The 26,645-nt window shown below is 61.9% G+C and carries 30 protein-coding genes; 24 read left to right on the top strand and 6 right to left on the bottom strand.

The genetic code is table 11. The features are described from left to right. Nucleotides 1-25 precede the first annotated feature (25 nt). The 10 genes from hisB to FB466_RS00565 all read left to right on the top strand — a co-directional run bounded on the left by hisB (nucleotide 26) and on the right by FB466_RS00565 (nucleotide 8,897). Nucleotides 26-649, top strand: coding sequence for an imidazoleglycerol-phosphate dehydratase HisB (hisB, locus tag FB466_RS00610; protein WP_141915028.1), 624 nt, complete (start codon nucleotides 26-28; stop codon nucleotides 647-649). Beyond that, a complete protein-coding gene (hisH, locus tag FB466_RS00605) occupies nucleotides 646-1,281 on the top strand; it encodes an imidazole glycerol phosphate synthase subunit HisH (protein WP_141915026.1) in 636 nt (211 codons plus the stop codon). Before hisB ends, hisH begins: the two co-directional genes overlap by 4 nt. A 57-nt stretch (nucleotides 1,282-1,338) precedes the next feature. Beyond that, nucleotides 1,339-2,085, top strand: coding sequence for a bifunctional 1-(5-phosphoribosyl)-5-((5-phosphoribosylamino)methylideneamino)imidazole-4-carboxamide isomerase/phosphoribosylanthranilate isomerase PriA (priA, locus tag FB466_RS00600; protein ID WP_141916713.1), 747 nt, complete (start codon nucleotides 1,339-1,341; stop codon nucleotides 2,083-2,085). A 35-nt stretch (nucleotides 2,086-2,120) separates the two neighbouring features. After that, on the top strand, nucleotides 2,121-2,897 hold the full coding sequence (locus FB466_RS00595; protein WP_141915024.1) for an SseB family protein: 777 nt from the start codon (nucleotides 2,121-2,123) through the stop codon (nucleotides 2,895-2,897). A gap of 129 nt (nucleotides 2,898-3,026) precedes the next feature. Next, the gene (locus tag FB466_RS00590) at nucleotides 3,027-3,779 is read left to right on the top strand and encodes a DUF1684 domain-containing protein (RefSeq protein WP_141915023.1); all 753 of its coding nucleotides are present in this window, start codon (nucleotides 3,027-3,029) and stop codon (nucleotides 3,777-3,779) included. A 69-nt stretch (nucleotides 3,780-3,848) separates the two neighbouring features. Further along, entirely contained in the window at nucleotides 3,849-5,345 is a 1,497-nt protein-coding gene (locus FB466_RS00585; protein ID WP_246054476.1) for an ABC transporter substrate-binding protein, read from the top strand. 108 nt (nucleotides 5,346-5,453) lie between these two features. Next, complete coding sequence (locus FB466_RS00580) at nucleotides 5,454-6,416, top strand: ABC transporter permease (RefSeq protein WP_141915021.1); 963 nt, start codon at nucleotides 5,454-5,456, stop codon at nucleotides 6,414-6,416. Further along, nucleotides 6,413-7,273, top strand: a complete 861-nt coding sequence (locus FB466_RS00575) for an ABC transporter permease (protein ID WP_141915020.1) — start codon at nucleotides 6,413-6,415, stop codon at nucleotides 7,271-7,273. The genes FB466_RS00580 and FB466_RS00575 overlap by 4 nt, the downstream gene beginning before the upstream one ends. After that, nucleotides 7,270-8,124: an ATP-binding cassette domain-containing protein gene (locus FB466_RS00570; RefSeq protein WP_141915018.1), complete on the top strand. Its 855-nt coding sequence runs from the start codon at nucleotides 7,270-7,272 to the stop codon at nucleotides 8,122-8,124. Before FB466_RS00575 ends, FB466_RS00570 begins: the two co-directional genes overlap by 4 nt. Then, nucleotides 8,121-8,897 carry an ABC transporter ATP-binding protein gene (locus FB466_RS00565; RefSeq protein ID WP_211344724.1) on the top strand — a complete coding sequence of 259 codons (777 nt, stop codon included), beginning with the start codon at nucleotides 8,121-8,123 and terminating at the stop codon, nucleotides 8,895-8,897. Before FB466_RS00570 ends, FB466_RS00565 begins: the two co-directional genes overlap by 4 nt. A 106-nt stretch (nucleotides 8,898-9,003) precedes the next feature. Here FB466_RS00565 and FB466_RS00560 read toward each other — a convergent pair whose 3' ends face one another. Next, on the bottom strand, nucleotides 9,004-9,399 hold the full coding sequence (locus FB466_RS00560) for a DUF1844 domain-containing protein (protein ID WP_141915017.1): 396 nt from the start codon (nucleotides 9,397-9,399) through the stop codon (nucleotides 9,004-9,006). A gap of 264 nt (nucleotides 9,400-9,663) precedes the next feature. On the opposite strand from FB466_RS00560, the gene infC reads away from it, so the two are divergent. The 4 genes from infC (at nucleotide 9,664) to FB466_RS00540 (ending at nucleotide 11,993) form a co-directional block, all read left to right on the top strand. After that, entirely contained in the window at nucleotides 9,664-10,398 is a 735-nt protein-coding gene (gene infC / locus FB466_RS00555) for a translation initiation factor IF-3 (RefSeq protein ID WP_425460893.1), read from the top strand. 42 nt (nucleotides 10,399-10,440) lie between these two features. Next, the gene (gene rpmI / locus FB466_RS00550) at nucleotides 10,441-10,638 is read left to right on the top strand and encodes a 50S ribosomal protein L35 (protein ID WP_141915015.1); all 198 of its coding nucleotides are present in this window, start codon (nucleotides 10,441-10,443) and stop codon (nucleotides 10,636-10,638) included. A 38-nt stretch (nucleotides 10,639-10,676) separates the two neighbouring features. Continuing rightward, nucleotides 10,677-11,063, top strand: a complete 387-nt coding sequence (gene rplT / locus FB466_RS00545) for a 50S ribosomal protein L20 (RefSeq protein WP_141915013.1) — start codon at nucleotides 10,677-10,679, stop codon at nucleotides 11,061-11,063. Between the two features lie 111 nt (nucleotides 11,064-11,174). Next, nucleotides 11,175-11,993, top strand: a complete 819-nt coding sequence (locus FB466_RS00540; RefSeq protein ID WP_141915011.1) for a TrmH family RNA methyltransferase — start codon at nucleotides 11,175-11,177, stop codon at nucleotides 11,991-11,993. Here the strand turns inward: FB466_RS00540 and FB466_RS00535 are convergent. From FB466_RS00535 to FB466_RS00515, 5 genes are all read right to left on the bottom strand, one after another. Further along, nucleotides 11,990-12,352, bottom strand: a complete 363-nt coding sequence (locus tag FB466_RS00535; protein WP_141915009.1) for a DUF2200 domain-containing protein — start codon at nucleotides 12,350-12,352, stop codon at nucleotides 11,990-11,992. The two genes, FB466_RS00540 and FB466_RS00535, sit on opposite strands and share 4 nt — an antisense overlap. Before the next feature lie 72 nt (nucleotides 12,353-12,424). Beyond that, on the bottom strand, nucleotides 12,425-13,666 hold the full coding sequence (locus FB466_RS00530; RefSeq protein ID WP_141915007.1) for a Dyp-type peroxidase: 1,242 nt from the start codon (nucleotides 13,664-13,666) through the stop codon (nucleotides 12,425-12,427). Then, nucleotides 13,667-14,224, bottom strand: coding sequence for a copper chaperone PCu(A)C (locus FB466_RS00525; RefSeq protein ID WP_141915005.1), 558 nt, complete (start codon nucleotides 14,222-14,224; stop codon nucleotides 13,667-13,669). A 58-nt stretch (nucleotides 14,225-14,282) separates the two neighbouring features. Then, nucleotides 14,283-14,888, bottom strand: a complete 606-nt coding sequence (locus tag FB466_RS00520; protein ID WP_170205959.1) for a copper resistance CopC family protein — start codon at nucleotides 14,886-14,888, stop codon at nucleotides 14,283-14,285. A gap of 50 nt (nucleotides 14,889-14,938) precedes the next feature. Beyond that, complete coding sequence (locus FB466_RS00515) at nucleotides 14,939-15,553, bottom strand: hypothetical protein (RefSeq protein ID WP_141915001.1); 615 nt, start codon at nucleotides 15,551-15,553, stop codon at nucleotides 14,939-14,941. A gap of 191 nt (nucleotides 15,554-15,744) precedes the next feature. On the opposite strand from FB466_RS00515, the gene FB466_RS00510 reads away from it, so the two are divergent. The 10 genes from FB466_RS00510 (at nucleotide 15,745) to argB (ending at nucleotide 26,616) form a co-directional block, all read left to right on the top strand. Next, nucleotides 15,745-16,563 carry an amino acid ABC transporter ATP-binding protein gene (locus FB466_RS00510; RefSeq protein ID WP_141914999.1) on the top strand — a complete coding sequence of 273 codons (819 nt, stop codon included), beginning with the start codon at nucleotides 15,745-15,747 and terminating at the stop codon, nucleotides 16,561-16,563. 62 nt (nucleotides 16,564-16,625) lie between these two features. Continuing rightward, nucleotides 16,626-17,516: a glutamate ABC transporter substrate-binding protein gene (locus tag FB466_RS00505; RefSeq protein WP_141914997.1), complete on the top strand. Its 891-nt coding sequence runs from the start codon at nucleotides 16,626-16,628 to the stop codon at nucleotides 17,514-17,516. Nucleotides 17,517-17,600: 84 nt separating this feature from the next. Beyond that, nucleotides 17,601-18,248: an amino acid ABC transporter permease gene (locus FB466_RS00500; RefSeq protein ID WP_141914996.1), complete on the top strand. Its 648-nt coding sequence runs from the start codon at nucleotides 17,601-17,603 to the stop codon at nucleotides 18,246-18,248. Continuing rightward, a complete protein-coding gene (locus tag FB466_RS00495; RefSeq protein ID WP_141914994.1) occupies nucleotides 18,245-19,102 on the top strand; it encodes an amino acid ABC transporter permease in 858 nt (285 codons plus the stop codon). Before FB466_RS00500 ends, FB466_RS00495 begins: the two co-directional genes overlap by 4 nt. Before the next feature lie 57 nt (nucleotides 19,103-19,159). Continuing rightward, the gene (pheS, locus tag FB466_RS00490) at nucleotides 19,160-20,200 is read left to right on the top strand and encodes a phenylalanine--tRNA ligase subunit alpha (RefSeq protein ID WP_141914992.1); all 1,041 of its coding nucleotides are present in this window, start codon (nucleotides 19,160-19,162) and stop codon (nucleotides 20,198-20,200) included. 2 nt (nucleotides 20,201-20,202) lie between these two features. Beyond that, nucleotides 20,203-22,734, top strand: a complete 2,532-nt coding sequence (pheT, locus tag FB466_RS00485) for a phenylalanine--tRNA ligase subunit beta (protein WP_141914990.1) — start codon at nucleotides 20,203-20,205, stop codon at nucleotides 22,732-22,734. 250 nt (nucleotides 22,735-22,984) lie between these two features. Then, complete coding sequence (locus FB466_RS00480) at nucleotides 22,985-23,416, top strand: hypothetical protein (protein WP_141914988.1); 432 nt, start codon at nucleotides 22,985-22,987, stop codon at nucleotides 23,414-23,416. Nucleotides 23,417-23,489: 73 nt separating this feature from the next. After that, complete coding sequence (argC, locus tag FB466_RS00475) at nucleotides 23,490-24,536, top strand: N-acetyl-gamma-glutamyl-phosphate reductase (protein ID WP_141914987.1); 1,047 nt, start codon at nucleotides 23,490-23,492, stop codon at nucleotides 24,534-24,536. Further along, nucleotides 24,533-25,687: a bifunctional glutamate N-acetyltransferase/amino-acid acetyltransferase ArgJ gene (argJ, locus tag FB466_RS00470; protein ID WP_141914985.1), complete on the top strand. Its 1,155-nt coding sequence runs from the start codon at nucleotides 24,533-24,535 to the stop codon at nucleotides 25,685-25,687. The genes argC and argJ overlap by 4 nt, the downstream gene beginning before the upstream one ends. Next, complete coding sequence (argB, locus tag FB466_RS00465; RefSeq protein ID WP_141914983.1) at nucleotides 25,687-26,616, top strand: acetylglutamate kinase; 930 nt, start codon at nucleotides 25,687-25,689, stop codon at nucleotides 26,614-26,616. The genes argJ and argB overlap by 1 nt, the downstream gene beginning before the upstream one ends. Nucleotides 26,617-26,645 lie beyond the last annotated feature (29 nt).

Raw genomic sequence — 26,645 nt, 5'->3', positions numbered from 1 at the left:
CCGCCCACTGGATAGGATGGGACGCATGACACTGCCAGAAACGGCGCGCCCCGCCCGGGTTGCGACTATCCAGCGCGAGACGAGCGAGTCGAGCATTGATCTCACGATTAACCTCGACGGCACCGGACGATCCGATATTGAGACGACGGTTCCCTTCTTTAATCACATGCTGACCGCGTTTGCCAAGCATTCGCTCACCGATATCACGCTGCGCGCCACGGGCGACACGCACATTGATGTGCACCACACGGTGGAGGACACGGGTATCGCGCTGGGTCAGGCCATCGTGGCAGCCCTCGGCGACAAGAGCGGGATTGCTCGCTACGGCGACGCGCATGTGCCCCTCGATGAGGCGCTCGCCCTGGCCGTTGTCGATATCTCGGGTCGGCCCTATCTCGTACACGGTGGTGAGCCGGAGGGTTTCGAGTTTCACCTGATCGGTGGGCACTTTACCGGCTCCATGGTGCGCCACTTCTTCGAGGCTGTCGTGCTTAATGCTCGCCTCACGGTGCATGTGAAACTTCTCGCAGGTCGCGACCCCCACCACATTGCCGAGGCCGAGTTTAAGGCCTTCGCGCGTGCATTTCGCCAAGCGAAGGCGTTCGACGCGAACGTGTCCGGCGTCCCCTCCACTAAGGGAGCGCTGTGACCCAGCCGCGTGTGGTCGTCTACGACTACGGTTCGGGCAACGTGCACTCCGTTGTCAAGGCCATGCAGAAGACCGGGGCGGATGTCGAACTCACGAGTGACCGTGCACGCGTGATGGAGGCAGACGGGCTCATCGTGCCCGGGGTGGGTGCCTTTGACGCCGTGATGACCCAGCTGAACGATGTGCGCGGTGGTGAGCTGATTGACCGGCGGTTGGCCGGTGGCCGCCCGGTGCTCGGTATCTGTGTGGGCCTCCAGATCATGTTTGAGCGAGGTGTAGAGCGCGGTGTCACGACCGAGGGGTTGGGCGAGTGGCCCGGTGAGGTCACCCGCCTCAACGCCCCCGTGCTGCCGCATATCGGTTGGAACACGGTCGAGGTTCCTGAAAACTCCACGCTTTTCGCTGGGGTTGAGGGGGAGCGCTTTTACTTTGTGCACTCTTACGGTGCCCAGGAGTGGACGCTTGACCCACATCCCGCGATCCAGCGGCCTGCTGTCACCTGGGCCGAGCACGGTTCGCGTTTCATTGCAGCCGTCGAAAATGGACCGCTCACTGCTACCCAATTCCACCCGGAAAAGTCGAGTGCTGCGGGTATCCGCTTGCTGTCCAACTGGCTGCACAGCCTCGGCTAGAATTTTCACGTGTGTTCGCCCCTTCTCGGCGTTCGCCTCCCAACAATCAAGGACATCATGAGCGAATTTAACAAGCGCCCCCGACTGGAACTACTGCCGGCCGTGGACGTGGCTGATGGCAAGGCAGTACGCCTCACCCAGGGTGAGGCGGGTACCGAAACCAACTACGGTTCGCCTATTGACGCCGCCATGGACTGGGTCAATCAGGGAGCCGAGTGGATCCACCTGGTAGATCTGGATGCTGCCTTTGGTCGGGGTAGTAATGCCGCACTGCTCAAGAAGGTTATTAAGCAGGTGCGCGGGGTGAATGTTGAGCTTTCGGGCGGTATCCGTGACGATGCGAGCCTGGAGGCCGCCCTGGCTCTCGGGCCGAAGCGGGTAAATCTGGGCACTGCCGCCCTCGAAAACCCCGAGTGGACCCGCAGCGTCATCGCCCAGTACGGCGAGTTAATTGCCGTAGGCCTTGATGTGCGCGGTACCACCCTGGCCGCCCGCGGCTGGACCCAAGACGGCGGTGACCTGTGGGAAGTGCTTGCCCGTCTGGAGGATGCCGGCTGCGCCCGCTATGTGGTCACCGATGTGACCAAAGACGGCACGCTGCGTGGCCCCAACATCGAGCTGCTCCAGCAGGTGCTTGAGCGCACCCACCGCCCGGTGGTGGCATCTGGTGGCGTGTCCAGCCTGGATGACCTCGCCGCGCTGCGCGAACTCGTGCCCAACGGCCTGGAGGGTGCCATCGTAGGCAAGGCGCTCTACGCCGATGCCTTCACCCTCGCCGAGGCGCTTGATGTGGCTGGCGATTAACCACCGATTACGCACGACGGAAAGGCTGTCAGATCATGGCCGCACAGAATCTGGGTTCTACCAATAAAGCAGACTCTGCCGGCTTCCCCTGGGCGGGGCGGGCCTTCGAATCCAACGAGTTTGCGAATGACGACGGCAGCACCCCTGAGGTACTCGCCCTGGCCCTCACCCGTTTTGCCGAGGGTGCGGCCGGTCCGGAGAGCGTTGTTGACGCGTTCCGCTCGGCTCGTCTCCTTATCCCACTCGTGACCGAGGCGGGGGATATTGGCTTCACGGAAGACGGCCGCCAGGTTGATAAGACCCAGGAACTCTCGATTGTAACGGTCGCCGCCCCCGACGGCCGCCGGGCCCTGCCCGTGTTCTCGTGCGTCGCGGCGATGGCCGAGTGGAACCCGCTGGCGCGGCCCGTTCCGGCCGACGGTATTCGGGTAGCGCTCGCGGCGGCGGGGGAAGAAACGGATCTCGTGGTCCTCGATCCCGGTGCGGCCACCGAGTTTGTTCTGCGTCGCCCCACCGTCTGGGCTGTCGCGCAGGAGAACCCCTGGTCGCCCGCGTGGCGTGACCCCGAGGTGGCGTTCGCGTTTGAGAGCTCGGTTGCGGACGAGCCGGCGGTTGTTGCCGTTGAACTGTCGAGCGGTGACCCGCGTTCGCGTCTGGCCGCGCCCGAGCTGGCCGTGAGGTTGCGGCTCGTGCCGGGTCTCGGCGAGTCTGAGGTCGCGGGACTGGTGCAGCGCCTCCAGATCGCGTGGTCACGGAGCGAACTGATTGCTGATCGGGTGGACTCGATGGCGCTCACCCTCGCCGCTGCCTAACCGTTTCCTTTTTATCGGAGGTTCGGAATGCGGGACCCGCTGCGCGCGTTACCTCACGTGAGCGTTCCGTCGTCATGAATCGTCACACGGGGTGTCTCTCCAGTAAACCGTCGAGAGAATTGATTCACTATGCCGCACATCACATCCCAGAGCGATCTCAACGCGCCAGTTGATGTTGTTAACAGAGCCTACGAATCCTTCGCCTCCTGGCGTGCCGACCGCGATGCTGCCGTTACCGCGCCCACCGGGAATCTGGCCCTGGTGGAGACCCGCTGGTTGCCCGCCGCTGGTCCCAGGGCGAGCGAGATCGCGGACGAACAGCCCCCGGGTGTTAGGGTCTCCGACGTGAAACGGATAGATCCCGATACGGGGGAGACCGAGGTGGGACTGCGCTTCTGGGATGCCGACTCTGCCGCCATCCGTTCCTTTGAGACGATTGATGCGTTCCCCTTTGCGCCCGAGTGGGTGGTGACGGCCCATTTCACCCCGGTGGATGCCGAGCGTACCGTGCCGTTTGAGCATATCCGCGACAACGGCGGCACACGTGACCTTGTGGTACCCGGAGACATCAGCGTCACGCTCGGCGGGGAGAAATACACGCTGAGCGCATTTGATGACAACGGCACCCTGTTGCTCGTTTTTGGTGACCTGACCAATCGTAGCCAGGAGCCCCCCGACGCGACCTACCCGGCCGGACGCTTCCTGCACATCCCTACCGAGTTGGATCGAGGTGAGACCGGTACGGTGGTGCTCGACTTTAACCGGGCGTTCATCCCGCCGTGCGGATTCTCGCCGCACTACAACTGTCCCCTCCCACCCGCCCAGAATCGGATTAACCTGGCCGTTACGGCTGGCGAGAAAAGTGTCCTCACCTCGGCCTAGCTGAGTCTCGCCCTGTCCTACTTCTTTCACCGCAGCAGCATCACTACACAGCACAGGAGATAGACCCCAGTGAAAAAACTCTCGCTTACGCTACTCGCGTCGGTTACCGCGGCCACGATGTTTTTGTCGGGCTGCGCCGGTGGCGGGGCTGGCGTGGATGGCGGCACGGACGCATCCATCGCAATTGGTTCGCTCTACGAGCCGCAGAACCTCGACAATACCGCCGGTGGTGGACAGGGTGTTACCGAGGCCTTCAACGGAAATGTGTACGAGGGTCTCTTCACGCTGACCGACGAGGGGGCGGTGGAGCCCCTGCTGGCCGACAGCTTCACCACGAGTGACGACGGCCTCACCTACACCGTGACGCTGCGTGAGGGCATCACCTTTCACTCGGGTAAGAAGCTCACCTCGGCCGATGTGAAGTCGAGCATGGAGCGTGTGGTGGCTGAGGACTCCAAGTCTGCCCGTAAGAGCAGCTTTGACGTGGTGGAGAGTATCGAGACTCCCGATGACAGTACGGTTGTTTACCACCTGAGCACCCCGTCGATTTCGTTCCCGTATAACCTCAGCTACATCTGGGTGATCAACGGAGAGGCGAAAGATCTCACGAGCACCGAGGACGGAACCGGACCCTACACGCTCGGCACCTGGAAGCGCGGTAACTCGCTCAGCCTGGAGCGCTGGGATGACTACTGGGGCAGTCCCGCTACCAATGGCGAGGTCGTCTTCACCTACTTCACGGACGCTACGGCGCTCAGTAACGCGCTGCTCACCAACGCGGTTGATATTGTCACAACCGTGCAGAGCCCGGATGCCCTGACCCAGTTCGAGAACAACAGCGACTACGTCGTGAGCGAGGGAAACTCCACCACCAAAGAACTACTTGCCTTCAACGACCGAGTGGCTCCGTTTGACAACGCTGAGGTGCGCGCCGCGCTCTACTCCGCGATTAACCGGGAGAAGCTGCTCACCTCCATCTGGGGTGATTACGGTACGCTGATCGGCTCGATGGTTCCGCCCACCGACCCCTGGTATGAGGACCTCACCCAGGTGAACCCCTACAGTGTGGATCGTGCGAAGCAGAAGCTTGCGGATGCCGGGTATGGGGACGGCTTCACGTTCACCCTTGACACTCCTAACTACGACCCGCATCCGGCCGTGGCCGAGTTCGTGAAGGGTGAGCTTGCTCGTGTGGGTGTAACCATGAATATTAACGTGATTACCCCTGACGAGTGGTATACCAAGGTGTTCACCGAGCGCGATTTTGAGGCTACCCTGCAGGAGCACGTCAATGATCGCGATGTGGTGTGGTATGGCAACCCCGACTTCTACTGGGGCTACGACAACCCGCAGGTTACGACGTGGGTCACCGAGGCCGAGCAGGCGGACAGTACAGACGAGCAGACGGCTACCCTCAAGCTGGTCAACGAGCAGATCGCGAAGGATGCCGCGAGCTTGTGGCTCTACCTCTATCCGCAGATCGTGGTCGCGGGCAGCGACGTGACGGGATACCCGGTTAACGGTCTCAACTCGCAGTTCTTCGCATACAACATCGTCAAAGAGTAGCGTGGTAGCGTCCTGGCCCGCCCGCACCGCGGGGAGCCGGGACGCTACGCTGTTCCTACATCCCGTGACCGTCGCGGCCCGCCGCGGCATTCTGTAGACCGGATTTTCATGACCTCATACGTGCTGCGGCGATTGCTTTTCTTGCTGCTCTCCCTCGCCGCCGCCATGGTGGTGCTCTTTTTCTTGTTGCGCCTGCTGCCGGGAAACGCCGCCAACGCCCTCCTTCCCCTGGATGCGACGCCCGAGCAGATCGCGGCGGCCGAGGCGGCGCTCGGCACCGACCGTCCCTTGTGGCAGCAATTTTTTGAGTGGGCCGGTCAGATGGCCCGCCTCGATCTGGGCGAGTCCTTTATCAGCCAGCTTCCGGTGCTGCCCGAGATCGCGGTGCGGCTGCAGGTGACGGTGCCGCTGACGCTGATGTCGTTTGTCATCGCCGCGCTGCTTTCGGTGGGCATCGGGTTTGTCGCCGGATACCGCGCCGACCGCTGGTACGGTACCGCGCTTTCCGGGTTCTCGCAGCTGGGGGTGGCTGTGCCCGTGTTCTGGGTGGGTATCCTGCTGGTCTGGGTTTTTGCCCTGGGCCTGGGCTGGCTACCCTCGGGCGGGTTTCCCCGACGTGACTGGGCCTATCCCGGGGCTGCCCTCACCGCCCTCATCCTGCCCGTGGCCACAATCGTGATCGTGATGAGCGCGTCGATGTCGCGCTACGTGCGTTCTGCCACGATTGACGTCCTGGGTAGTGATTTTCTGCGCACGTCCCGCGCCCTCGGTGCCACCTCGGGTGAGGCAATGCTGCGGCACGGTCTACGCAACGCCGCCGTGCCCGTGATCGCGATCCTGGGCATTGAGTTGGCAACCACTTTCCTGGGTGCCGTGGTCGTGGAGAGTGTGTTCACCCTGCCCGGGCTGGGCACAATGTTGCTCACAGCCATTGCCCAGCATGACTACCCCAACATCCAGGGCATTCTTTTCATCAGCACGGTCTTTGTGCTGCTGGTGGGGTGCGCCGCCGATATCATCCAGCGGGTTGTTGACCCGCGTTTGCGCACGAGCCTGTCAGGAAACCGATGAGTGCACTCACCGAGGCGCAGATTGACGTCTCAACGCCCCGCCGCAGGACCCGCTCCATCACCCTGAGGATCGGTGCCGTTCTCGTCGGGATCATCGTGATCTTGGCGATTGTGTCGCTGTTCTGGGTGCCCTTTGATCCCGCCGATACCTCGGGTGGCCGGCTGGAGGGCCCGGGATCCGAGCACTGGCTTGGCACCGATAAACTTGGCCGCGACCTGGCTACCCAGATCATGATTGGTGCTCGCATCGCGCTCACGGTGGGTCTGGGTGCGGTTGCGATCAGTGCCGTGCTCGGCATCGCGATCGGCCTGGTCGCGGCGTTTGCCGTGTCATGGGTGGACGACACCATCTCGGCGGGCCTCGACATTCTGATCGCTTTTCCCACCCTGCTGCTTGCGATGCTCATCGTGGCCGCGCAGGGGGCCTCACTCGGGTCAGCGATTCTCTCAATTGGTATCGCGATGTCCGCGATCGTCGCGCGTCTGACGCGTGTGGTGGCTAAGCGAGTGCTCGCTCAGCAGTACATTACGGCGGCACGCACCTCCGGTACGTCCTGGTGGGGGATCGTGTGGCGGCACGTTCTTCCCAATATTTGGCCCACCGTTTCGGTCAGCCTGGCCCTGCACTTTGGTTTGGCCGTGCTGGCCGAGTCGAGTTTGTCTTACCTGGGGTTGGGGGCCCCGCCACCCAACGCCTCCTGGGGGCGCCTGCTCCAGGAGGCTCAGGGTACTGTCCTCACGGCCCCCGTCGGGGCGCTTGCCCCGGGAATCGCCCTCGTGATGCTGGTGCTCGGTGTCAACTTCATCGCCGACGGTCTCCGCGACATCGCTGACCCCACCCGCAGGAGGAGCCGATGAGTACCCCCATTCTTGACATCGAGGCCCTCACCGTGACCGCGGATGACGGTCGCCGCCTGCTTGACCGGATCACCCTCGCGGTGGGTCCCGGCGAGCGGGTCGGCATGATCGGTGAGTCTGGTTCCGGCAAGTCCATGACGGCCCTCGCTGTGATGGGTCTGCTCCCGCCCGGTATGACGGCAACCGGCAGTATTCTGCTGGGGGGAACCCAGGTCGTGGCTGCGGCCGAGCGCGATCTTGTCTCTCTGCGGGGGCGTGTGGCTTCTGTGGTGTTCCAGGAGCCGCTCACCGCACTCGACCCGCTCATGCGGCTGGGTCACCAGCTGGCTATCCCGTTGCGCCGCCACCAGAATCTGCGCGGAAGTGCCCTGACGGAGGCCGTGCTGCGCGGTCTGCGTGAGGTGCAGATATCCGACCCCGACCGCATCGCTCGTGCCTACCCGCACGAGGTGTCGGGCGGTCAGCGGCAGCGCGTGGCAATCGCGATGGCCCTCGCCTGTGCACCCGAGCTATTGATCGCGGACGAGCCGACGACAGCGCTCGATGTGACGGTACAATCCGAGGTTCTTGCCCTGCTCGACACGCTCGTGAGTGATCGCGGTATGGCTCTGCTCTTCATCAGTCACGATCTGGCCGTGGTTTCGGCTGTGACCGAGCGGGTGCTGGTGTTGCGGTCGGGGGTGGTGGTTGAGGCGGCCCCACTCACGGATATTCTGCGGACCCCCGACGATCCGTACACGGCCGAATTGGTGGCCTCTGCCCGGGCACTCGACGCCGTGCTTGACAGCGTTGCCCGCCCCACCGCGCCGGGTCAACCCGCGCAGACGACACCGGAGGAGGATTCGCCGTGACGGCAGCCCCGCCCATCCTGCAGCTCAGCGCTGCCGATTACCGTTACCCTCGTGCCGAGGCACCAACCCTCACCGGTATCAGCCTGGACCTGCCAGCCGGGGCTCATCTGGGCATCGTGGGGGAGTCGGGGGCCGGTAAGTCCACGCTGCTCTCCCTGTTGCTGGGCCTCACCTCGCCCACCCGTGGGGCGGTTCTTTTTGACGGTCAACCGCGGCCCTCGGGCTCGCAGCGCGTGCTCCGGTCTTTCCGGCGGAGTGTGCAGATGGTGTTTCAAGACCCCTATTCGTCACTTGACCCGAGACAGACCGTTGGCAGCATCGTGGGCGAGCCGTTACGGTCGCTGCGCGTCGGTGACACGAGTGAGCGTTCCCGAATGGTCGCGGAGGCTCTGGATTCGGTGGGTCTGCCGGGTAACGCGGCTGGCCGGTATCCGCACGAGTTCTCCGGCGGTCAGCGCCAGCGCATCGCGATTGCCCGGGCCATCGCGCCCCGGCCGCGTTTGCTGCTCGCCGATGAGCCGGTGAGTGCCCTCGATGTGACCACGCGCGTCTCGGTGCTCGACCTGCTGCGTACCCTGGGTGAGGAGCGTGGCCTCGCCGTGGTGATGGTCTCGCACGACCTCTCGGCCGTCGCGGCGCTGTGCCACTCTGCCGTGGTGCTTCAGGCCGGCCAGATCGTGGAGCGAGGCAGCACAGCCAGTATTCTGGGTAACCCACGGCATCCCTACACGCAGAAGCTGGTGTCTTCGGTGCCCCGGCTGCCCGCGCTCTAGTGGGGCAGCTCCGCGTGCGGCGGATGCCGTGTGGGTGCCGGGGAATCGGCGAATCGGCGATCGGTAAACGAAAAAGACCCGCGCAATGCGCGAACAAGACGATGAACTAGTTCACCGGTCCGGTCCACTTCTCGCCCGGCCCCTTGCCGATGGGGTCGGGGATCACAGATGCTTCACGAAACGCTAACTGGAGCGAGCGCAGACCGTCGCGCAGGCTGCGCGCGTGCATATCGCTGATTTCGGGGGCACCCGCGGTAATCAGCCCGGCCAGAGCGGTGATGAGTTTGCGGGCCTCGTCGAGATCGGTCTGGCTTTCGGGGTGATCCGCTAGGCCGCACTTCACCGCGGCTGCGCTCATGAGGTGCACGGCGGTTGTGGTGATGACCTCAACGGCCCCCACATCGGCGATGTCGCGGAGAGCCTGATCGCTGGCATCCTTCAGCTGGGCGGCCTCGTTTTCTGAGTCGTAGGGGCTCCCGCTGAATACGTTTTTGTCGCTCATGTACACGTTCTTTCACTGTGGTTGCCGCGATCTGTGATTTTCTCGCGGTCTCTGCTATTATTCATGAGGCTCTGGAACTTATCTGTTCCAGTACGAAAGTGGAGATTCTCCCACCCGCGCTTGACCGCCTACACAAGGTTACCGGGTATTGCGCTCCGCCACACCCGGGTCACCGAGTGGGGTAGATAGGGCGCAAAGCTGATACTCACCGCAGGACTGTGGTGGGCGGATGCGTGAAACTCCTTGATCGTTGCTCGCCCGGTTATTCAACCGGTTGAGAGGCTACCATCACTATCAGAGGAGAAACGCATCAGCGATCCCCGTACAAATGAGCGTATCCGCGTTCCCGAAGTTCGCCTGGTTGGACCCAGCGGCGAGCAGGTTGGCGTCGTGGCGATTGAGGTTGCCCTGCGTCTAGCTGCCGAGGCAGATCTCGACCTGGTAGAAGTTGCCCCCAACTCGAAGCCCCCGGTTGCCAAGATCATGGATTACGGCAAGTTTAAGTACGAGGCTGCGCAGAAGGCGAAGGAAGCGCGTCGTAACCAGGCCAATACGGTCCTCAAAGAGGTCCGTTTCCGCCTGAAGATTGATAAGCACGACTACGAAACCAAGCGTAAGCGTGCCGAGGGCTTCCTTAAGCAGGGCGACAAGGTGAAGGCAATGATCCTGTTCCGTGGCCGCGAGCAGTCGCGGCCCGATCAGGGGGTTCGTCTTCTCCAGAAGTTTGCTGAGGATGTTGTGGAGTTTGGCACGGTAGAGTCCAACCCCACGATTGACGGTCGCAACATGGTGATGGTTATTGCCCCACTTAAGAACAAGTCTGAGGCGAAGGCCGAGGCTAACGCTGTTCGCGCCTCGAACAAGAGCGCGGCCCGTGCCGAGAGCCACGCGTCCGAGAAAGCTGCTCCGGCAGAGTCCGCTCAGACCGAGCCGGTATCAGCCGCGCCCGTCACTGAAGAGGATGCCGCGAGCGACACCTCGCCCGCCGCCGCAGAATAAGACTTTTGCCACCCCGGTGGCGAAACCGATAGAGGAGAGAAAATGCCTAAGATGAAGACCCACTCGGGCGCCAAGAAGCGTTTCAAGGTCACCGGATCGGGAAAGCTGAAGAAGCAGCAGGCCGGTATGCGTCACAACCTGGAGGGTAAGTCCAGCCGTCGCACCCGTCGTCTCAACCAGGACCAGATCCTGTCCAAGGCCGACACCAAGGTCGCTAACAAGCTTCTCGGACGCGGCTAGTCCGCATCCCGACGACATAACGTAAAGGAAATCCAGAAATGGCAAGAGTAAAGAGAGCCGTCAACGCTCACAAGAAGCGTCGCGTTATCCTTGAGCGCGCAAAGGGCTACCGCGGACAGCGTTCACGTCTGTACCGTAAGGCAAAAGAGCAGACGATCCACTCGTTTGTGTACCAGTACCGTGACCGTCGCCAGCGTAAGGGAGACTTCCGTCGCCTGTGGATCCAGCGCATCAACGCCGCCTCACGCGCCAACGGCCTCACCTATAACCGCTTTATCCAGGGTCTGGGTCTTGCCGGTATTGAGGTAGACCGTCGGATGCTGGCCGAGTTGGCCGTGCACGAGCCCAAGACGTTTGCTGCCCTGGTGGAGAGCGCCCGCGCTGCTCTGCCCGCTGACACCTCGGCTCCCAAGGTCACCGCGTAACTCTTCGCAGTCGGTTGATGCCCCGCACCACTCTCGTGGTGCGGGGCATTCGTCGTTGTGCCACCGGTGGGGGAGACCACTGCCGACATTCGGCGGGCCTACACTGGAACAATGCTTGAAAATCCCCGTTCAGCCCGTGTCCGCTCGATCGCCTCCCTGGCCAAGAAGAACATCCGTCAGGAGACCGGCTACTTCCTGCTGGAAGGCCCGCAGGCGGTGCGTGAAGCACTCAGCTACCGTCCCGAGTTGCTCACCGAACTGTTTGGCACACCCACGGCGATTGAGCGCTACCCGGAAATCGTGAAACTGGCCGAGGCTGCCGGGCACGAGTTCGAGTTCGTCACCGAGCAGGTGCTTACCGCCCTGGCAGATACCGTCACGCCACAGGGGTTTGTGGCGGTCTGTCGCCAGTTTCCCACCGCGCTTAAAGACATCTTTGCGGGGGAGCCGACGCTCCTCGTGATCCTGAATGAGGTGCGCGACCCGGGCAATGCGGGTACGATCATCCGGGCCGCCGACTCGGCGGGAGCCGATGGCGTCATCCTCGCCGGACGCAGCGTTGATCTATTCAACCCCAAGGTGGTTCGCTCGACGACGGGTTCGCTCTTTCACATCCCTGTCGCCGTTGACGCCACGCTTGAGGATGTGCGAGGCCGTGTGAATGAGGCCGGCCTCACCCTGCTCGCCGCCGATATTAAGGGCGATAGCCTCTTGGCGGCTCGCGAAGATGGCACCCTGGCCCGCCCGACCGCGTGGCTCTTTGGCAACGAGGCCCGCGGTCTGAACGATGCGGACCTCGCGATGGCTGATCGCGCACTCACTGTACCCATCTACGGCACTGCTGAGTCGATGAATCTGGCGACCGCGGCCTCCGTCTGCCTATACGAGAGCGCGTTCTCGCAACGGGCGGGCGGCGCAGTCGAAGCCTAGGGCGTGTCGCCACCCCGCAGGATGGAGGTCATTTTCTTCCCCCCGGCCACCTCGTCAACGAGTTTGTCCATATACCGGATCTTCTGCATGAGGGGGTCTTCGATCTCTTCCACGCGAATCCCGCAGATCACGCCCGTGATGAGCGAGGCCTGCGGGTTCATCCGTGGGGCTTCGGCGAAGAATGTGCGCAGGTCAACCTGATCGGTGAGGGTCTGTTTTAGACCGGCCTCATCGTAGCCGGTCAACCAGGAAATGACGCGATCCATCTCCTCCTTGGTGTGTCCTTTCCGTTCCACCTTGGCCAGATAGAGCGGATAGATGACGGCAAAGCTGGTGGTGAAGATGCGGTGTTGTGTCATCTCGGGCGTCCTTCCTGAACGTGTTATTTCCCGACTGAAAGTATCCCACGGCCTGCCGCGCGAGGGCAGCGTCTATCGGAACAGCGTTTCACCGATGAAGCCGCCCTCGGTGCAGCCCGGTGGAATTGCGACGACCACCGAGCCGATGTGGGTGATCCACTCGTTCATCAGGTCGAGCTCATCGAGTCGCTTCTGTAGTGGCACAAATTGCGTGGTGGGGTTGGCCTGGAACGAGATAAAGAGCAGGCCAGCGTTGCTGTCGTGCCCGTCTCCTATTGCCTCATCGTAGTTGTACCCGCGGCGGAAGATCCGTTCGTGGGTGTTCTCCGAGCGAGCCCGTCGCACGTGCGAGATATCGGAGATCACGGGGAAGCCGAGCGATGTCTTCGCCTCAAAATCTGGTTCATCGTGTTCCTTCGTACCGGTTAGGGGGGCACCGTTTTTCAGGTTACGGCCCATGGCCTGCTCCCGGCCGGAGCGGTCGAGTTTGTCCCAGGTATCGAGGTTCATGGCAATACGACGCAGCACGAACGAGGTGCCACCCGCCATCCACCCGGCTCCGTCACCCTGCCAGACCACGGTGTCGAAATCTTCGGTGTCGGCTGCCGGGTTCACGGTGCCATCTACCTGGCCAAAGAGGTTGCGCATGGTGGTGCCGGGGGATTCGCTGCTCAACGCTCGCCGGAAGCCGCTCTGGGCCCATCGTCGGGTGGCGAAGGCGCGGAGGTCTTTGGAGAGCATCCGCACGGTGTGCGAGACGGTGAGCGGATCATCCGAACCCACCTGGATGAGCAGGTCGCCGCCGCTCCACTCATCGGCCAAGCTGTCTCGATTAAACGCCGGTAGGGGGGTCAACCACTCGGGTAATGCTGCCGGGTTGACCCGCTTCACCAGCTCGGGGCCAAAGCCCACCGTCACGGTGAGCCGGGCCGGCACTACGGCCAGCTCGGGTTCGGTGTCGGCGAGAGCGGCCGACCCTAGGGTGAGTTTGGCCGCATCATCGGTGAGGAGGCGCAGCATCCGCTCGACGCCCTCACGGCTGGTACCCGGGAGGAGATCGTAGGCGATGAGGGTGACGTGAGCCTGGGGTGACGTCATTACACCGGATTGGTGTGTGCCGTAGAACGGTTCCGTGTCGTTGCCCGTCGGGTAGAACTCGGGTGCGGGCAGGCCCGTCTCGCCGCCCGAGCGCTGCACCAGATCGACGCCGACGGCCACAGCCGCCCCGACCCCCGCGGCGGCACCCCCGAGAAGGAGGTGCCGCCGACTGAGGGTGCGGCGGCCAACAGTGGATTCCTGCTGGCTGTCGGTCATTTAGTGTTCCGTGCTCTCGTTATCCATGCTGCTGTCGGATCCGTCGGTGGGTTCACCATGCCCGGGAGCATAACTCTCGTTGGCACCGGCGTACTGTTTCACAGGAGCCTCGATTTTTACGGTGGACCCGTCGGAAAGTTCGAGCGTGATGCTGACCGTTTGGCCGGGCTCCAACTTGTCGGTGAGTTCCATAAACATCAGGTGGTCGGCACCGGGTTCCAGGGCGTGTGTGCCCTCGGCCGGTACAACAAACCCACCCTCCTTTTGTTGCATGAGCGAGTTACCGTCGTCTCCCGTGATGACCTCGTGCAGTTCCACGGTTGCGGCGGCGTCGCTCGAGGCAGCGACGACGGTGATGTCGGTGGCCGAGGAGTTGTTCAATTCTCCGAAGGCCCCCGTCATTCCGGTGTCGCTGGCCTTGATCCAGGCATCCGATACCGTGAGGGCGTCAGCGGCAACGGCTGTCGTTTCTACCGGTGTGGGAGTACTGCTGCAGCCGGAGAGGGCCAGCAGCCCTGCGGCAACGAGGGCGGTCAGGGTGAGTGAACGTGTATACATTATGGCGTGTTCTTTCTGGCCTGCTGTCAGACAGCGGGCCGGGGGAGGAGGATAAAAGTTACTTCGGGGTTCGTCGGGTGCGCAGCCGAATCACGAGCACGTACAGGCCCAGGCCCACACCGGCACCGACAACCACCACGAGGATGGTGCGGATCGCGCTGGGGATAGACCGTGCCGTCTCGGTTGACCCGGATGTCGCCTCCGCCGGAGCCGTTGTGGCCGTTGTGGGGGCCACAACCGCGGAGGGCTCGCCCACGACAAAGGTGAATGTACCGGTGATCGGATGACCGTCGCCAGACACCACTCGCCAGACCACCGTGTAGGTGCCGTCGGGCGCATCAGTGTTGAGTGGTTGGGTGACGCTGGCCCCCGAAAGGGTGAGGTCACCGCGTGTGACTGCCGTATCGGTGGCGTCTACAACCCGCACAACCGTTCCAATATCGAGCAGTGTGTCGGAGAAGGTCAGGGTGACGCTATCGGGCATCGCCTCCAGCTCGCTGCCGTCGGCCGGGTCTGCGCTGATGAGTTGATCGTGCGCGGAGGCGGCTGAGGGTGCAAGCTGGCTCGCAATCATGACACCGAGCGCGATGGCTGTGGTGGCGAGGATGCGGGTGAGTCGATGGCGACGTTGTTCACCCTGACCCTCCCGGGGGAGGAATCGCATGTGGGTTCTTTCGTCTGGAGCTGTCATCGGATGCGGATTGTTCCGCGAGGTTAGGCCAGGGCAGGTGCGGGCGGACCGCGATAGCTGAGGCCGGACATCCAGCGTGAAACGGAGGTAAAGGGGTTGTGCCAGCCGGGCACGAGGGTGTGGGTGGCGGCCGGGAGAATGGGGTGGGGATGGCTCCCCGTGAGGCGTCGTACCGCGAGCCGGGTGAGCGCGATGAGTCGGTATGCGCCCCGTTCACCAAAGCGCAGCACCGCAATGGTGCACCCGGCTGCAACGGCGTGTGCAAGCCACATCCACCCGCTGTGTGCATCTCCCGCGAGGGCGTGAGGCGAGAGGATTGCCGCCGCCGTTGCGGAGCCGTGTACGTGTAAACCTGTCGGGATGCCTGCGGTGTCTGCTGGAGCGGAGGCGGGCATTGCGAGGTAGGAGAAGACCGCGTGGAAGAGACCCTGGCTGATGACAACCGCGCTGCCGAGCCGCCAGAGGGATAGCGCTCGTCCCGCCAGCGCGATACACACGGGGGTGCATACGATCAGGGCCGAGACGATACCGGCAACGGACGGGGCGGCACCTCCTGCAATGGTGTGTGACAGCGCGGCAAGAAGGATGGCGCTGGCGGCGGCCACCAGGCCCCGCCACGTGCGTCCACCCCGCGTCATCGGTTACACCTCACATGCCGATGGTATACGACGAGTGCCCGATCAGAAGAACCGGGCTTTCGTATCCGGTATTTTCAAACTCGGTGTGAAAACTTTGGTTTTTATAAAAGTTAAAACGTTTTTGATTGCATCTGGGTAACAAAGCTATGCGTCCATGAGTGTGGATGGCTTCGCGCGGTTACCGTGTAGGCATGACAGATTCAGAGTCCGCCCCCGGTGCCGCGCAGCTGAACGCGTTTGAGACGACCAGTAACCCCATCCTGGCCGACATCGGTAAGCCGCTCGTGGTTGTTTCTGGGGTGGAAAAATTCTATGGCGAATTTCACGCGCTTAAAAACATCAATCTCACGGTTACGAAGGGGGAAGTTGTCGTCGTCATTGGCCCGTCAGGTTCCGGTAAGTCCACCCTGTGTCGCACGATCAATCGGTTGGAGACCATCAGTGCCGGTGAGATTCTCATAGACGGTAAAAAGTTGCCGGAAGAGGGCAAAGCTCTCGCGACTCTTCGAGCCGATGTGGGCATGGTGTTCCAATCGTTTAACCTGTTTGCGCACAAGAGCATTCTCGAAAATGTCGCTCTCGGCCCCGTCAAGGTGCGCAAGCGACAGCGTGCAGATGCCGAGATGGCCGCCCGGATGCTCCTTGATCGCGTGGGTGTGGGGGAGCAGGCTGACAAAATGCCTGCCCAGCTTTCTGGAGGCCAGCAGCAGCGCGTAGCGATCGCGCGAGCACTGGCGATGAAGCCCAAAGTGATGCTCTTCGACGAGCCCACCTCAGCTCTCGACCCCGAGATGATCAATGAGGTCTTGGACGTCATGGTTGAGCTGGCAGCCGAGGGGATGACCATGATCGTGGTGACTCACGAGATGGGGTTCGCCCGCCGGGCTGCCGACCGGGTGGTCTTCATGGCTGAGGGCGAAATTATCGAGGAGGCGGAGCCCGAGGCTTTCTTTACCAATCCGCAGAGTGATCGCGCCAAAGATTTTCTGTCGAAGCTGCTCACTAACTAGTTTGTGGGCGCGGACAGAGCAACGGTCGCCCCGTCACGGGGTGCCACAATGAAAGGAAACGTATGCGTAAGAAAGCACTGCTCCTCGGAGTAAGCCTGGTCGCTGCACTGACTTTGAGCGCCTGTGGTGGTGGACCCGCCAATGACGGCGATAACACTGCGGGCGATTCCAACTCACGTTTCGAGGTCGCGAAGGATGTCTCGCTGAGCGGTAGTCCTACGTTCGACGCGATGGTTAAGCGCGATAAAGTCATCATTGGTGTCAAGGAAGACCAGCCCAACCTCGGTTACCGTGATGCTGCAACGGGTGAGCGCACGGGATTTGATGTCGAGATTGCGACGTGGATCGCGGCCTCCCTGGGTTTTGGGGCCGACCAGATTGAATTTAAAGCTATTCCGAGCGTGAGTCGCGAGTCAGCTATCGTCAACGGTGACATCGACTACTACGTGGGTACGTACTCTATTACGGATGCGCGCAAGGAACAGGTTGACTTTGCCGGACCATACTTCATCACTGGTCAGGGTCTCTTGGTGGCGGCCGACAACGACACGATTAAGAGCGAGAAAGACCTGAAGGGTATGCGCGTCTGCTCGGCCACCGGGTCCACACCGATTCAGAACATCAAAGACAACTTTCCTGACACAAAAACGGTGGAATTTGATACCTACTCGCAGTGTGTTGAAGCGCTCACCGACGGACAGGTGGACGCTGTGACGACAGACGCCGCTATTCTGATTGGCTATGCCGCACAGGACCCCGACAACCTCACCGTGGTGGGGGAGCCCTTCACCGTCGAGAAGTACGGTGTCGGTCTCGCGAAGGGCGACGCGGTGCTGCGTGCGCACATCAATGACCTCTTCACCAACGGGAACGACACGTGGACGCAGATCTACGATGACACCCTGGGTCAGTCCGGCACGAAGGTTCAACAGCCGGAGGTTGACGCTTCCTAAGTCCCCGTGTGTCGTGGCACCCTTCCGGGAGCGGTGTCACGACCGGGCTCTCATGTTCAGCATCCGTGACGGAAAGGGTCCGCAGTGGATACGCTTCTCAATAACTTTGATCTTTTTACCGAGGGCTTCAAAAATACGCTGATTCTCTTCTCCTTTTCGGCGATTATCGCGCTTGTTCTGGGCGGTGTTGTGGGTGCTTTTCGAGTGTCCCCCGTCACCTCGATGCGGGCCGTCGGTACGTTCTACGTGAACACGATTCGCAACACACCGCTCACACTTATTATGTTTTTCTGTGCGTTTGGCTACCCCAAACTCCAACTGCCCGAGATCAGCTACATGAATCTGGCGATTATCGCGCTCAGCGTGTACACCGCCACGTATGTGGCGGAGACTCTGCGCTCGGGTATTAACACCGTTCCCCTGGGTCAGGCGGAGGCTGCCCGCGCAATCGGCCTCCCGTTTGGCCAAACGATGACGCTTATTATTCTGCCGCAAGCTTTTCGTGCGGTGATTCCGCCCATGATGAGCGTGTTTATCGCGCTGCTTAAAAACACCACGGTCGCCGCAGGCTTCTCCGTGATGGAGGCTGGTGCGGTCAAGAACTATTTGTCGGAGCGTGGCGAACCGGCGATTGTCGGGCTGCTGTGGGTGGCCCTCGTTTTTATCCTTCTCGTGGGTGTTCTCGCTTTCCTGCAGCGAAAACTTGAAAATATGTGGAAGGTGGCACGATGACGAGCCTGCTTTTTGATGCCCCGGGCCCCCGGGCCAAACGGTTGAATGTCCTTCTTAATGTGGTGGTGCTTGCCCTGGTGCTCGTTGCGCTGGTTTTTGTGCTCTGGCAGTTCTACCAGACCGGCCAGTTTGAGTCGCGAAAATGGAGCATATTCACTTATCCTCTCGTGCAACAGAGTCTGCTGAGAGCGACCGTCGCCACTCTCCAAGCGTTTGCCGTCGGTGCCGTCCTGAGCCTTGTACTGGGCCTGCTCCTCGCGATTGGGCGGATGTCCGCACATCCGTGGGTTCGCCTGCCGTGCATGTGGGTGGTTGAGCTCTTCCGGGCCACCCCGCTGCTGATCCTGATGATGATCCTGTACTACGGTCTTCCCCCGTTGGGCTTCACCTTCATCACACCGTTTATCGCCGTCGTCACCGCATTGACCGTCTACAATGGTGCGGTCTTAGCCGAGGTTTTTCGGGCCGGTGTGGAGTCGCTGCCAAGCGGGCAGAGTGAGGCAGGCTACGCAATTGGCCTCAGAAAGTCTCAGGTGTTATCACTTGTTTTGATGCCGCAGGCTATTCGCGCGATGCTACCGGTGATCATCGCGCAGCTGGTGGTTATTCTGAAGGATTCGGCACTGGGCTTTATCGTGACCTACCAAGAACTGCTCTATGAGGCGAAGCGGCTTGGCACGCAAGTGCAGTTTGGATCGCCTATCATCCCGGCCGCGATTGTGGTGGGTATCATCTATGTGGGTCTGTGCCTGATTCTCTCGGGTGTGTCCACCTGGTTGGAACGGCGCTTGCGGCGCAGCCCTAGCTCACTCGTTCACAAAACAACTCAGGATATTTCACAGGTTCAGCTCTGAGTCTGCATCGCGCTCTCGGATACGGCGCTACGTCGTGACCCGGTAACATGGTGTTTTGTGTCAGAGACCAATCCCATTACCGAAGAAGCCGTTGATACTGCCGTGAATGAGGCGCTCCGCGCTGTGGACTCGGTAGCCACCCTTGTCGATCTGAAGGTGTTGCGTTCGGCGCATACGGGGGAGGCCTCCCCTCTCTCTCAGCTCAACGCGATGCTGCGTACCGTGCCCAACGATCAGAAGGCCGCCACGGGCAAGCTCGTGGGTCAGGCCCGTGGCCGCGTGAACCAGGCGTTTGCTGCCCGAGAAGAGTCCCTGCGGGAACAGGAGGAACTCAACCGGCTGGCCGCCGAGACAGTTGATGTGACCGCGGCCCCTCAGCAGTGGCGGGCCGGCGCGCGCCATCCGCTCTCCGCTCTCCAGGAGGATATCTCCGATATCTTCATCGGTATGGGCTGGGAAGTTGCTGAGGGTCCCGAGCTCGAAAACGAGTGGTTCAACTTTGACGCGCTCAACTTTGATCCTGACCACCCCGCGCGGGCCATGCAGGACACCTTCTTCGTGGATCCTGTTGACAGCCACCTGCTGCTACGCACTCACACCTCGCCCGTGCAGGTCCGTGCGCTTCTCTCGCGTGAGTTACCCGTGTACGTCGTTGCGCCCGGACGCGTCTTCCGTACCGATGAATTGGATGCCACCCATACCCCCGTCTTTAACCAGATTGAGGGTATCGCGATTGACCGTCACCTCACGATGGCGCATCTGCGGGGCACCCTGGAACACTTCGCCCGCCAGATGTTTGGCGAGGAAGCCACAATCCGGCTGCGGCCCAATTTCTTCCCCTTTACCGAGCCCAGCGCAGAAATGGATGTCTGGCAGCCTCATGCGAAGGGCGGGGCTCGCTGGGTGGAGTGGGGTGGTTGCGGCATGATGAATCCCAATGTGCTTCGCGCGGCGGGTATCGATCCCACCGAGTATCAGGGCTTTGCCTTTGGTATGGGGATTGAGCGCACTCTGCAATTCCGTAACGACCTGAACGACATGCGCGACATGGTTGAGGGCGATATTCGTTTTAGCACCCAGTTTGGAACGGTGATTTAGCCATGAGAGTACCCCTGAGTTGGCTCGGCGACTACGTTGATCTTCCCGAGAAGATGACGCCCAAGCAGTTGCACGCCGCCCTGGTGAGTGTTGGTTTTGAAGAAGAGGATGTGCACGGCGGCGAGGTTTCTGGCCCGGTCGTTGTCGGGCAGGTGCTGGAGCGCACGCCCGAGGAGCAGTCCAATGGTAAGACGATCAACTGGTGTCAAGTGCGCGTTGCCCCCGAGGGCCACCTCGCGGCTGATGGCGGCGCGGATGTTCGCGGTGTGGTCTGTGGTGCCCACAACTTTGAGGTGGGCGACAAAGTTGTTGTCACCCTGCCCGGCGCGGTTCTGCCCGGCGGCTTCGCTATTGCCGCTCGTAAGACGTACGGACACGTATCCGATGGCATGATTGCGTCGGTGCGTGAGCTCGGTATCGGCGAGGACCACGACGGTATTTTGGTTCTCGCCCGCATGGGGCTCGACCCCGAGGTCGGCGAGGACGCCAAGACCCTTCTGGGCCTTGACGATTCTGCGGTGGAGATCAACGTCACCCCCGACCGCGGCTACGCTTTCTCTATTCGTGGCGTGGCTCGCGAGTACTCACACGCTACGGGGGCGGTCTTCCGTGACCCCGCACTCGCGGTCACTCCGGTCGAAGCTGCGGGCTTCCCCCTCACGGTGTCGGATACGGCTCCGTTGCGTGGCCGCGCTGGCGTTACCACGTTCGTGACGCGCGTGGTGCGCGGTGTGGACCCGGCCCGGCCCTCACCCCGCTGGCTGTCCTCGCGACTAGCCCTTGCCGGTATCCGTTCGATCTCTCTGATTGTGGATATCACCAACTATGTGATGCTGGAGCTGGGTAACCCCATTCATGGGTACGACCTCGATAAGCTCAGGGGCGGAATGACCGTCCGTCGTGCAGAGGTGGGGGAGACCCTCGTCACGCTTGACGAGCACCTCCGGAAACTGCATCCCGAAGACCTACTGATTACCGATGAGTCTGGCCCCATCGGTCTCGCCGGTGTGATGGGCGGTGCCGCCACCGAAATTGGTGACACAACCCGCAATGTGCTTGTTGAGGCTGCGATCTTCGATCCCGTGTCGGTCGCGCGCACCGCGCGCCGTCACAAGCTGCACAGCGAGGCCTCCAAGCGTTTTGAACGCGGTGTGGATACCCGAGTGTCGGCGGCGGCGGCGCAGCGTGTGGTTGACCTGCTGGTGGAGCTTGCTGGTGGCACCGCGGATACCCAGGGCTCGGTCTACGACGTGAGCCGCCCCGCTGACCCGATTGATTTGCCTGACGGCTTCATTGAGGGTCTGGTCGGCGTGGAATTCACCCGTGATGAGGTTGTGACGAGTCTCACCGCCATCGGTGCCGAGGTTGCATCCGTTGAGGGGGGTCTGCGAGTTGTGCCGCCCACCTGGCGCCCCGATTTGACCTTTCCCGCCTCCCTCGCGGAGGAAGTGGCCCGCATCGTCGGATATGACCGTATTCCCTCGGTACTGCCCGTTGCGCCGCCCGGCCGTGGCCTCACCCGTGACCAGAAGCTCCGGCGCTCGGTGGCCCGCGCCCTTGCAGATGCGGGTGCCGTTGAGGTGCTCTGCTACCCGTTTGTGGGGGAGGCTGCCAACAACCGTTTCGGCTCACCCATTGCGGGTTCCGTGCCCGCTATTCGTCTGGCCAATCCGCTGGATGGTGAGGCGAGCTACCTGCGCACCTCGCTCATCCCTGGCCTGATCCAGGCGGCGCAGCGCAATGTGTCCCGCGGCCTGACCACTCTGGCCCTGTATGAGACGGGCAGCGTCTTTCTTCCGAAGGCTGGCGTTGCGTACGGCGTTGTGGCGGTGCCCCCGCTGGGGGTGCGGCCCACCAATGAGGTTCTGGCCCAGCTCAACGCGAGTATCCCGCCGCAGCCTCGCTATGTATCCGCTCTCCTGACCGGTACGGCTGTGGCCAAACAGCCGGGCCGTGAACCTCGGTTCTTTGACTGGTCGGACGCTCTCGACGTGGTGCGGCAAATCTCACTGGCGCTCGCGGTGGAGATCACGGTGCGTCAGGGGTCCCACCAGGGGTTCCATCCGGGGCGTACGGCCGAGCTGGTTGTCACGATTGACGGTTCGGAGCGGGTGGCTGGTTACGCCGGTGAGCTGCTCCCTGCGATTGGCGAAGATCTGAAGCTGCCGCATCGCCTGGCCGCGGTCGAGGCCAACCTCGACTTGCTGATCGAGGCGGCCCGCATCGAGGTGGAGTACGTTCCGCTGTCGTCCTTCCCCGCGGCCACTCAGGACCTCTCACTGCTCGTGTCGGTTGCGGTTCCAGCGAACGCCGTGTTGGGCGCGGTTGTTGCCGGGGCGGGCGACCTGCTGGAGAGTGCACGTCTCGTGGATGACTACCGTGGCACCGGGGTGGAGGAGGGGTACAAATCTCTCACCTTCGCTCTGCGTTTCCGGGCATCTGATCGGACGCTGACCGCGGCCGAGGCGAACGAGGCAAAGCTCGCGGGCGTAGCACATGCTGAACAGCTTTTTGAGGTGACCCTCCGCGACTAAAACAAAATCATCCATCTATTTTTCCTCGCGGATGAAATAGGTGGGGGATTCTCGCTTTTTTGCACGAATTTGCCGAGATTCCGTAATATTTTCGCTCCTAACGAGTCTTTAAACAGTGAGGGGGTTGCGCCGCTACTAACGCGGGCAGCGGCCTCCCTACTATACGAGTTTCAACTCGCGACGCCGACGACAGTAACCATCCGGTCACACATCCCCCGCGGCTGAGCAGGACGATCGAAAGGAATCCGTCGTGAATACCCGGAACGAGCCCTACGCTGACGCACTGTCAGTTGCGTGGCCCGTGCTGGTGAGTTTCACCACAGCCGGATGCGTGTACCCGATGCCTCGCCCCTCCCGTGAATACAGCCTCTCCGAGGCAGCCCCCCTGTTTGACGGTGGCGTCCACATCACCAATGTGGCCTACTACACCCAGCGCACATGCGATAATCACATCCCGTTCGGCCGACGCCAACGGGCTCTGCGGGTGCTCAAACCGCACCCGCAGACCATGGAGCGATTGCGATTTGAACGCAATACCCGTGAAAGAATAGACACCACTATGAACGTCCTTCTCGGCAAGCTCACGCCCGCCGAGGCGGCCGCCCGATTGGGAGTTGAGTGCGATGAGGTCACGGCGTGGGTCAGTCGCCTGATGATGTTGCCCACGGCCCCGATTGATTAGCTCGCGGTAACTGCCGTCTTCCTGTGCGCGTCGTTGGCTCGATTGGGTTGGTGCGCACGGGTAGATTGGTTACGTGACTTTTTCTGTAGCGGTAGCAGGTGCGAGTGGATACGCCGGTGGGGAGCTTTTGCGGCTTCTCTCCGGGCATCCCGAATTTGTGGTGACTACGGTCACCGCCCATTCCAACACGGGTCAGCGCTTGGTGGATGTACAGCCACACCTCCGCTCCTTGGCCCACCTTGTCCTTCAGCCGACAACAGCCCAGGTGCTCGCCGGACACGATATCGTCTTCTTCGCGCTGCCACACGGGGCTTCTGGTGAGATTAGCGCACAGCTTGACTCGGATGTGCTTGCGATTGACTGTGGTGCCGACCACCGATTGACCAGCCGAGAAGACTGGGATGCTTTTTATGGTGGCGACTATGCGGAGGCCTGGACCTATGGTGTTCCGGAGTTGCCGACCCGGAACGGTAAGCAGCGTAATGCCCTCGTTGGTGCCCGCCGTATCGCGGCCCCCGGCTGTAATGCGAGCACTGTGGCGTTGTCAATGGCCCCGGGTATTGAGTCCGATGTGATCGAGGCACACGATATTGTGACGGTTCTTGCTGTCGGCCCCTCGGGTGCGGGTAAGAGTCCGCAGGTTACCCTTCTCGCGAGTGAAATCCTGGGGTCGGCTAATCCCTACGCCGTCGGCGGTACACACCGCCATATCCCCGAGATTAAGCAGGCCCTTCGCGCGGCCGGGGCCGGCGATGACGTCTCCGTGTCGTTTACGCCCGTGCTGGTGCCCATGTCGCGTGGCATCTTGGCTACCTCGACGGCCCGCCTGCAACCCGGCATGACGGCCGCGGACGTTCGCTCCGCCTGGGAGCTTGCCTACGCTCATGAGCCATTTGTGCATGTGCTGCCCGAGGGGCAATTTCCGCGCACCGCCGACACCCTGGGTGCTAACAGCTGTCTTCTGGGTCTTGCGGTCGATGAGGCTGCTGGCCGTGTGATTGTGGTCGCGGCCCTCGATAACCTAACCAAGGGAACTGCGGGGGCTGCCATCCAATCGGCCAACATTGCCCTGGGTCTGCCGGAGACTACCGGCCTGAGCGTAGATGGAGTAGCGCCGTGAGTGTAACCGTACCGGGAGGGTTTGTGGCGTCGGGAGTTATTGCCCAGCTCAAGTCAACAGGTAAGCCCGACCTTGCTCTGGTACAAAACCAGGGCCCTCGGCAGGCCGCCGCAGCGGTGTTCACGAGTAACCGGGCCAAGGCCAACCCCATCCTGTGGAGTGAGCGAGTGATTCTCGACGGTACGGTATCGGCGATTGTTCTTAATTCAGGCGGTGCCAATTGTTTCACGGGGTCGTTTGGATTTCAGACGAGCCACGCCACCGCTGAGGCGGTCGCCGATGCACTGGGTGTATCGGCTGGCGACGTGCTCGTCTGTTCCACCGGCCTGATTGGTGTGGGCGATCAGGAGTTCCGGGACAAGATTCTGACGAATATCCCGGCCGCTGCCGCTGCCCTTTCGACCGATGGCCATACGGCGGCCCACGCGATCCTGACAACCGACACGGTGGCCAAGACGGCCGAGTTTCGCGGCGAAGGGTGGTCAATCGGCGCGATGGCCAAGGGGGCCGGGATGCTTGCGCCCGGCCTCGCCACCATGCTCGTGGTGGTGACGACGGATGCCGACCTGGGTTCGGCCGATCTGGATCAGGCCCTGCGTGCCGCCACCCGTGTGAGCTTTGACCGCCTCGATTCTGATGGGTGTATGTCCACCAATGATCAGGTCACGCTGATGGCTTCGGGGGCGTCCGGAATTGTTCCCGATCTGCTGACCTTCACCGAGGCCCTGACAGCCGTCTGCCTGGAGCTGGCTCACAAGTTGCAGGGCGATGCCGAAGGTGCAACTCATAACATCAACATTGAGGTGGTGAACGCCGCGAGTGTGCGCGATGCTGAGGTGGTGGGCCGCTCGGTGGCCCGCAACAACCTTTTCAAAGCCGCGATCTTTGGGAACGATCCCAATTGGGGTCGTGTTCTTGCGGCGATCGGTACCACGGATGCCAAGTTTGACCCCTATCTGGTGGATGTCTGGATGAACGGCGTCCGTGTGTGTCACACCGGCGAGCCGGATCAGCCCCGTGAACTGGTTGATCTTCAGCCGCGTGATGTCCACGTACTGATTGATCTGCTGGCCGGGTCTGAGACCGCGACGATCTACACCAATGACCTCACCCACGATTATGTTCACGAGAACAGCGCCTATTCCAGCTGATGCCGACCACGTATAGAACCCCCAATCAGGCTGAGGCCGCCAAAAAGGCCGAGGTGCTCATCGAGTCTTTGCCCTGGCTCAAACGCTTCCGCGACCAGATCATCGTGGTCAAGTTTGGTGGTAATGCCATGGTGAGTGCGGCACTCACGCGCGCCTTCGCCGAAGACATCGTCTATCTGCGCTACGCGGGGCTTAAGCCCGTCGTGGTCCACGGCGGCGGCCCACAGATTTCTCTGATGCTCAACCGCCTCGGCATTGAGAGTGAATTCCGCGGCGGTTATCGCGTGACCACTCCCGAGACGATGGACGTCGTGCGGATGGTGCTCACCGGCAAGGTTAATCCTGAGCTGGTCGCGCAGATTAACGAGCACGGCCCTCTCGCCACGGGTCTCTCGGGCGAGGACGCCGGGCTGTTTGAGGGAGAGAAGCGTCACGCGGTGCTGGACGGTGAACCTGTTGATCTGGGTCTTGTGGGCGATGTTGTCGCGGTGAACCCGGAGACGGTCCTCGCTCAATTGGAGTCGGGACTTATCCCGATTGTCTCTTCGATCGCTCCCGACCGTAACGAGCCCGGCAGCTCGCTCAACGTCAATGCAGACGCGGCTGCCTCGGCCCTTGCCGTTGCACTGGGCGCGGCCAAGCTCATTATTCTCACGGATGTTGCCGGGTTGTACAGCGACTGGCCCAATACCGACTCGCTTGTTTCTAATATCCAGGCGGATGAGTTGCGCACCCTATTACCGTCGCTCGAATCTGGGATGATCCCCAAGATGACCGCGTGCCTGGATGCTGTGGACGGCGGGGTGGAGAAGGCCGCCATTATCGACGGTCGTGTCGCCCACTCCATCCTGCTTGAGGTGTTTACTCGGCAGGGGATTGGCACCGAGGTTGTCGCTGCCGACGCCTCACGTGGTGCCGCCGGATCCTGATTTTACGTGTGTCTTTTGTACGAGCACCC

This window comes from Klugiella xanthotipulae, assembly GCF_006716695.1.
Classification (GTDB): domain Bacteria; phylum Actinomycetota; class Actinomycetes; order Actinomycetales; family Microbacteriaceae; genus Klugiella; species Klugiella xanthotipulae.
The sequence above is the reverse complement of the archived record's forward strand: the minus strand, read 5'-3'. Positions and strand labels throughout refer to the sequence as shown.

Bases quoted from the DNA above. Each gene is read 5' to 3' on its own strand.
- priA (WP_141916713.1), top strand. From the start codon at position 1,339: ATGAGCGAATTTAACAAGCGCCCCCGACTGGAACTACTGCCGGCCGTG.
- hisB (WP_141915028.1), top strand. From the start codon at position 26: ATGACACTGCCAGAAACGGCGCGCCCCGCCCGGGTTGCGACTATCCAG.
- rpmI (WP_141915015.1), top strand. From the start codon at position 10,441: ATGCCTAAGATGAAGACCCACTCGGGCGCCAAGAAGCGTTTCAAGGTC.
- FB466_RS00510 (WP_141914999.1), top strand. From the start codon at position 15,745: ATGACAGATTCAGAGTCCGCCCCCGGTGCCGCGCAGCTGAACGCGTTT.
- FB466_RS00575 (WP_141915020.1), top strand. From the start codon at position 6,413: ATGAGTGCACTCACCGAGGCGCAGATTGACGTCTCAACGCCCCGCCGC.
- FB466_RS00515 (WP_141915001.1), bottom strand. From the start codon at position 15,553: ATGACGCGGGGTGGACGCACGTGGCGGGGCCTGGTGGCCGCCGCCAGC.
- FB466_RS00595 (WP_141915024.1), top strand. From the start codon at position 2,121: ATGGCCGCACAGAATCTGGGTTCTACCAATAAAGCAGACTCTGCCGGC.
- pheT (WP_141914990.1), top strand. From the start codon at position 20,203: ATGAGAGTACCCCTGAGTTGGCTCGGCGACTACGTTGATCTTCCCGAG.
- FB466_RS00530 (WP_141915007.1), bottom strand. From the start codon at position 13,666: ATGACCGACAGCCAGCAGGAATCCACTGTTGGCCGCCGCACCCTCAGT.
- rplT (WP_141915013.1), top strand. From the start codon at position 10,677: ATGGCAAGAGTAAAGAGAGCCGTCAACGCTCACAAGAAGCGTCGCGTT.
- FB466_RS00495 (WP_141914994.1), top strand. From the start codon at position 18,245: ATGACGAGCCTGCTTTTTGATGCCCCGGGCCCCCGGGCCAAACGGTTG.
- FB466_RS00520 (WP_170205959.1), bottom strand. From the start codon at position 14,888: ATGCGATTCCTCCCCCGGGAGGGTCAGGGTGAACAACGTCGCCATCGA.
- FB466_RS00590 (WP_141915023.1), top strand. From the start codon at position 3,027: ATGCCGCACATCACATCCCAGAGCGATCTCAACGCGCCAGTTGATGTT.
- FB466_RS00560 (WP_141915017.1), bottom strand. From the start codon at position 9,399: ATGAGCGACAAAAACGTATTCAGCGGGAGCCCCTACGACTCAGAAAAC.
- FB466_RS00580 (WP_141915021.1), top strand. From the start codon at position 5,454: ATGACCTCATACGTGCTGCGGCGATTGCTTTTCTTGCTGCTCTCCCTC.
- FB466_RS00505 (WP_141914997.1), top strand. From the start codon at position 16,626: ATGCGTAAGAAAGCACTGCTCCTCGGAGTAAGCCTGGTCGCTGCACTG.
- FB466_RS00525 (WP_141915005.1), bottom strand. From the start codon at position 14,224: ATGTATACACGTTCACTCACCCTGACCGCCCTCGTTGCCGCAGGGCTG.
- argB (WP_141914983.1), top strand. From the start codon at position 25,687: ATGCCGACCACGTATAGAACCCCCAATCAGGCTGAGGCCGCCAAAAAG.
- FB466_RS00540 (WP_141915011.1), top strand. From the start codon at position 11,175: ATGCTTGAAAATCCCCGTTCAGCCCGTGTCCGCTCGATCGCCTCCCTG.
- FB466_RS00570 (WP_141915018.1), top strand. From the start codon at position 7,270: ATGAGTACCCCCATTCTTGACATCGAGGCCCTCACCGTGACCGCGGAT.
- FB466_RS00535 (WP_141915009.1), bottom strand. From the start codon at position 12,352: ATGACACAACACCGCATCTTCACCACCAGCTTTGCCGTCATCTATCCG.